This window comes from Streptomyces olivochromogenes (genome assembly GCF_021538895.1).
GTDB classification, from domain to species: Bacteria; Actinomycetota; Actinomycetes; order Streptomycetales; family Streptomycetaceae; genus Streptomyces; species Streptomyces olivochromogenes_A.
This window is the reverse complement of sequence record NZ_JADDRL010000244.1, coordinates 1-3837: the sequence shown is the minus strand read 5'-3', so window position 1 is coordinate 3837 and position 3837 is coordinate 1. Positions and strand designations below refer to the sequence as shown.

Below are 3837 nucleotides of genomic sequence, written 5' to 3'. Positions count from 1 at the left end.
TCGGCACCCTGGTCCGGCGCTACACGGCCGCGCTCGCCGCCGACCGCGTCTTCCTCGTCACCATGATCGCGCTGCCGTTCGTGATGGGCGCCATGGGCCGGGCCCTGGCGGGCGGGAAACTGACCGCGGAGACCGCGTTGAACACCCTGCTCATCCTGTGCGTCGGCGGCGTGTTCACCGGCGCGGCCAACGCCGTGCGCGAACTCGTCAAGGAACGCGTGATCTACCAGCGCGAACGGGCCTTCGGCCTGTCCAGATCGGCGTACCTGATGTCGAAGATCCTCGTGCTCGGCGCGATCACCGTCGTCCAGGCCGTCGTGCTCACCCTCGTCGCGCTGCTCGGCGTCGACCTCAACGCACCGGGCGGCGAGGGCGTGGTGATGCCGCCCCTTGCCGAAATCACCCTCGCCACCGCCCTGCTGTCCTTCACGGCGATGATGCTCGGCCTGGTCGTGTCGGCGCTGGTGCGCAAGGAGGACGTGACGATGCCGCTGCTGGTGCTGATCTCCATCGTCCAGGTCGTCTTCTGCGGGGCCCTGCTGCGGCTGCACGGCGTACCCGGCCTGGAGCAGCTGTCCTGGCTGGTGCCCTCGCGGTGGGCGCTCGGCGCCATGGCCGGCACCGTCGGCCTGGCCCGGATCGTGCCCGGCAGACTGACCGCCGACCCGCTGTTCCGGCACCTGACCGAGGTGTGGGTGGTCAACATGTCCATGCTCGTGGTGCTGTCGACGGCCTTCGGCATGGCGGTCGCCCGGCTGCTGCGCCTGTACGAGCCCGCCGTGATGCGGAAGTAGGCGGTGCGATGACGAGCCCCGGCTTCCGGCCCACCCACGTCGTCCCCCCGTCCGGGCTGCCCGCCTGGGAGGCCCCGGACCCCGCACGGCCCACCGTGCCCCTGGACGCGCTGCTCCCGGTGGAGCTCCTGGAGCGGCTCGGCGAATGGGGCCGGATCCGGTGCGCCAACGGCTGGTCCGCCTGGGTCGACGGCCGCTACCTGGTCGCCGTACCCCAGGACCCGCCCACCGGGGACGGCCCGCTCGGCGAGGCCGCCGACCCGCGCCCGCTGCTGGCCCAGGCGGAACAGGCCCTTAACGACTACCGGGCCGCCGTGGAGGAGCTCGCCCAGGGCGCCCTCGACGGCGAGTCGTTCCGCGCCCGTACGCAGGGGCTGCGGATCGGGGTGGTGGTCGACGGGGAGTCGGTGTGGGTGTACGACCCGGGGGAGGGCCGGTGGATGTACGGCGACGGGAGGCGGCTGAACACCTACGCCTCGGACCGGGTGGCGCCCCGCGCCGACGTTCCCGGCCCCGATCACGCGCCGACCCGTGTGGTGCCCTCCGACGGTGAGCCGTGATGGCGGGCCGGACGAGTCTCTTCTCCGGCCGGCCCTCCGAGCTGATCGGACAGCAGGTCGCGGGCTACCGCATCGAGAGCGCGATCGGGCGCGGCGGCATGGCCGTCGTCTACCGGGCCCACGACCTGCGACTGGACCGTACGGTCGCGCTCAAGCTGCTCGCCCCGGAACTCGCCCGCAACGACACGTTCCGCAAGCGGTTCACCCACGAGTCCCGGGTGGCCGCCGCGATCGACCATCCGCACATCGTGCCGGTCTTCGAGGCGGGCGAGACGGACGGTGTGCTCTACATCGCCATGCGCTTCGTCGCCGGCCGCGATCTGCGCCATCTCCTGGACCGGGAGGGCCCGCTGCCGTTCGACGTCGCGGTCCGGATCGCCGGGCAGGTGGCCTCGGCGCTCGACGCCGCCCACGAGCACGGGCTGGTCCACCGGGACGTCAAGCCCGGCAACATCCTGGTCGCCGAGGGCACCGACAGCGACCACCCCGAGCACGTCTACCTCACCGACTTCGGGCTGACGAAGAAGTCGCTGTCGCTGACCGGCTTCACGACCGTGGGACAGTTCGTCGGCACGCTGGACTACGTGGCCCCGGAGCAGATCTCGGGCCGCCCGGTCGACGGCCGCTGCGACGTCTACGGCCTCGCCTGCGTCGTCCACGAGACCCTCGCCGGCCATCCGCCCTTCCAGCGCGACGACGACATGGCCCTGCTGTGGGCCCACCAGTACGACGAGCCGCCCCCGCTCACCGAGGGCCGCCCCGACCTGCCCCGCGCCGTCGACGGGGTGTTCGCCCGGGCCCTGGCCAAGAGCCCCGACGCCCGGTACGACTCCTGCCTCGCCTTCGTGGCCGCCCTGCGCGCGGCCGGGCGCAGCGGCACGGTCGCCGACCTGCCCCCGACGACGGAGCCGGACCTCCCGGCGACCGGCACCACGACGCCGGCACCGCACCGGCCGACGCCGCCGACACCGCCCCCGCGGTGGGCGGAGCCGGTGTTCCGGAGCCGTCAGCCCTGACCCGGCCCGGGGCGGGCCCCCACCTCGCCACGGCGGTGCACCGGCCGCGCCAGGAGACCGCCCAGGAAGCCGGCGACCAGCCCCCACAGCGCGGCAAGACCGAGCGCGGACCACCACTCGGGCCGCAGGAACAGCTCCCCCGAAAGTCCGCCGCCCAGGTCGCTGATGCCGAGCAGCGAGAGGCCGTAGTGCGCGGTGATCCGGCCCACCAGGCAGATCATGAACACGGCGAGCACGAGGGCGACGGCCAGGTGCAGCGCGTGCCGCCACACGGGTACGCGGGCCGGTGAACGCGCCGCCATCAGGAAGGCGGCGCCCGGCACGAGCACCGCGGCCGCCACCAGGAGCCACCACGCCGAGGCGTCGCGCTCGGTGAGCGTGTGCAGGTTCACCGTGGAGACGTCCGGGGTGCGCAGCACCTCGTCCAGGAGGCGCGGCACCGGCAGTCCGAACGGGCCCTCCACCCGGCCGTGCCAGGTGGCGCCCATGCCGACGGTGAGCGCGGGCCAGGCCAGGTTCGGCAACCCCAGCAGGATCAGCGCGAGGGTCCGCGCCAGGTGCCCGTGGGTGACCGCCACCACCAAGGCGATGACGCCGGCCAGGGCGACGGACACGAGCAGCAGCACGACCATGGCGTACGCCGCCGGACGCACCGACTCCTGGAAGCGCAGCAGCCGCCCCGGCAGCGGCGCCCCGCGCGACACCAGCAGGGCCAGCACCAGGACGCCCGCCAGCCACAGCAGCCCGAACAGCACGGTCAGCGGCACGTCCGTGGTGAACCCCACCCTCGGTACGGCGTCGAGCAGTTGACCGATCTCGGCGAGCGTGTCGTTGCCGACGTCGACGGCAAAGGTCTGACGGGCCATCAGGGAGAGGGCGATCAGCGCGACCAGCCACAGCACCGCGATCCGGGCGGCCCAGCCGGCCAGTTCCCGGACTCCGGCCACCGCCCGGTGCCGCAGCGGCCGCAGGAAACCCGCGGCGAGGACCAGGGCTCCGGTCAGGGTGACCGACAGCGGGACCACGGTCAGCCCCGCCTCCGTCCGGGCGAGGGCTCCGGCGTTGCCCGAGAGCCGTACGGTGCCGCCGACGGCCGAGGCCACGGTCGCCAGCACGATCCGCGGGAACGCGCTGTCCGGGAGGTCCGTGGCACCCGCCGCCCACAGCCCCAGCGCGGCGACCGCGACCATGGCGGCGAGCCCGGCCAGCACCGCGACCCCGGCCTGCGCCCAGCCGTGGTGGGCAACTGCCTGGTCGGCGGCGGTTCGGCGGCTCACCCTGTCACGCTAAGCAGCGACCGGACCGGGCGCCCGTCGGGTGGTCCGTCCGCGTCCGCTTGCGAGCAGCGCGACCCTGGAGCACACAATGGGCTAGTTGTGGCAAAACCGGCATTCGAGTGAATTCGCCTAAAAAGCGCCGGCGACGCCGCCCGTCACGTTCGGGAGATGAGCTCGTGAGCGAACCTCC

4 protein-coding genes are annotated in these 3837 nt (G+C 73.7%); 3 read left to right on the top strand and 1 reads right to left on the bottom strand.

Translation table 11 applies throughout. The features are described 5' to 3' along the window. The 3 genes from IPZ69_RS46525 to IPZ69_RS46515 form a co-directional block, all read left to right on the top strand. Window positions 1–794: ABC transporter permease (locus IPZ69_RS46525; protein ID WP_235460980.1), on the top strand; the 794-nt coding region annotated here is incomplete at its 5' end. Window positions 795–802: 8 nt separating this feature from the next. Further along, entirely contained in the window at window positions 803–1354 is a 552-nt protein-coding gene (locus IPZ69_RS46520; RefSeq protein ID WP_235460979.1) for a hypothetical protein, read from the top strand. After that, window positions 1354–2370 carry a serine/threonine-protein kinase gene (locus IPZ69_RS46515; protein ID WP_235460978.1) on the top strand — a complete coding sequence of 339 codons (1017 nt, stop codon included), beginning with the start codon at window positions 1354–1356 and terminating at the stop codon, window positions 2368–2370. Before IPZ69_RS46520 ends, IPZ69_RS46515 begins: the two co-directional genes overlap by 1 nt. On the opposite strand, the gene IPZ69_RS46510 is transcribed toward IPZ69_RS46515, so the two are convergent. Then, window positions 2361–3647, bottom strand: coding sequence for a streptophobe family protein (locus IPZ69_RS46510; protein ID WP_235460977.1), 1287 nt, complete (start codon window positions 3645–3647; stop codon window positions 2361–2363). The genes IPZ69_RS46515 and IPZ69_RS46510 overlap by 10 nt on opposite strands. Between the last annotated feature and the right edge of the window lie 190 nt (window positions 3648–3837).

Coding starts and splice junctions, on each gene's coding strand:
- IPZ69_RS46515 (WP_235460978.1), top strand. CDS start 1,354: ATGGCGGGCCGGACGAGTCTCTTCTCCGGCCGGCCCTCCGAGCTGATC.
- IPZ69_RS46520 (WP_235460979.1), top strand. CDS start 803: ATGACGAGCCCCGGCTTCCGGCCCACCCACGTCGTCCCCCCGTCCGGG.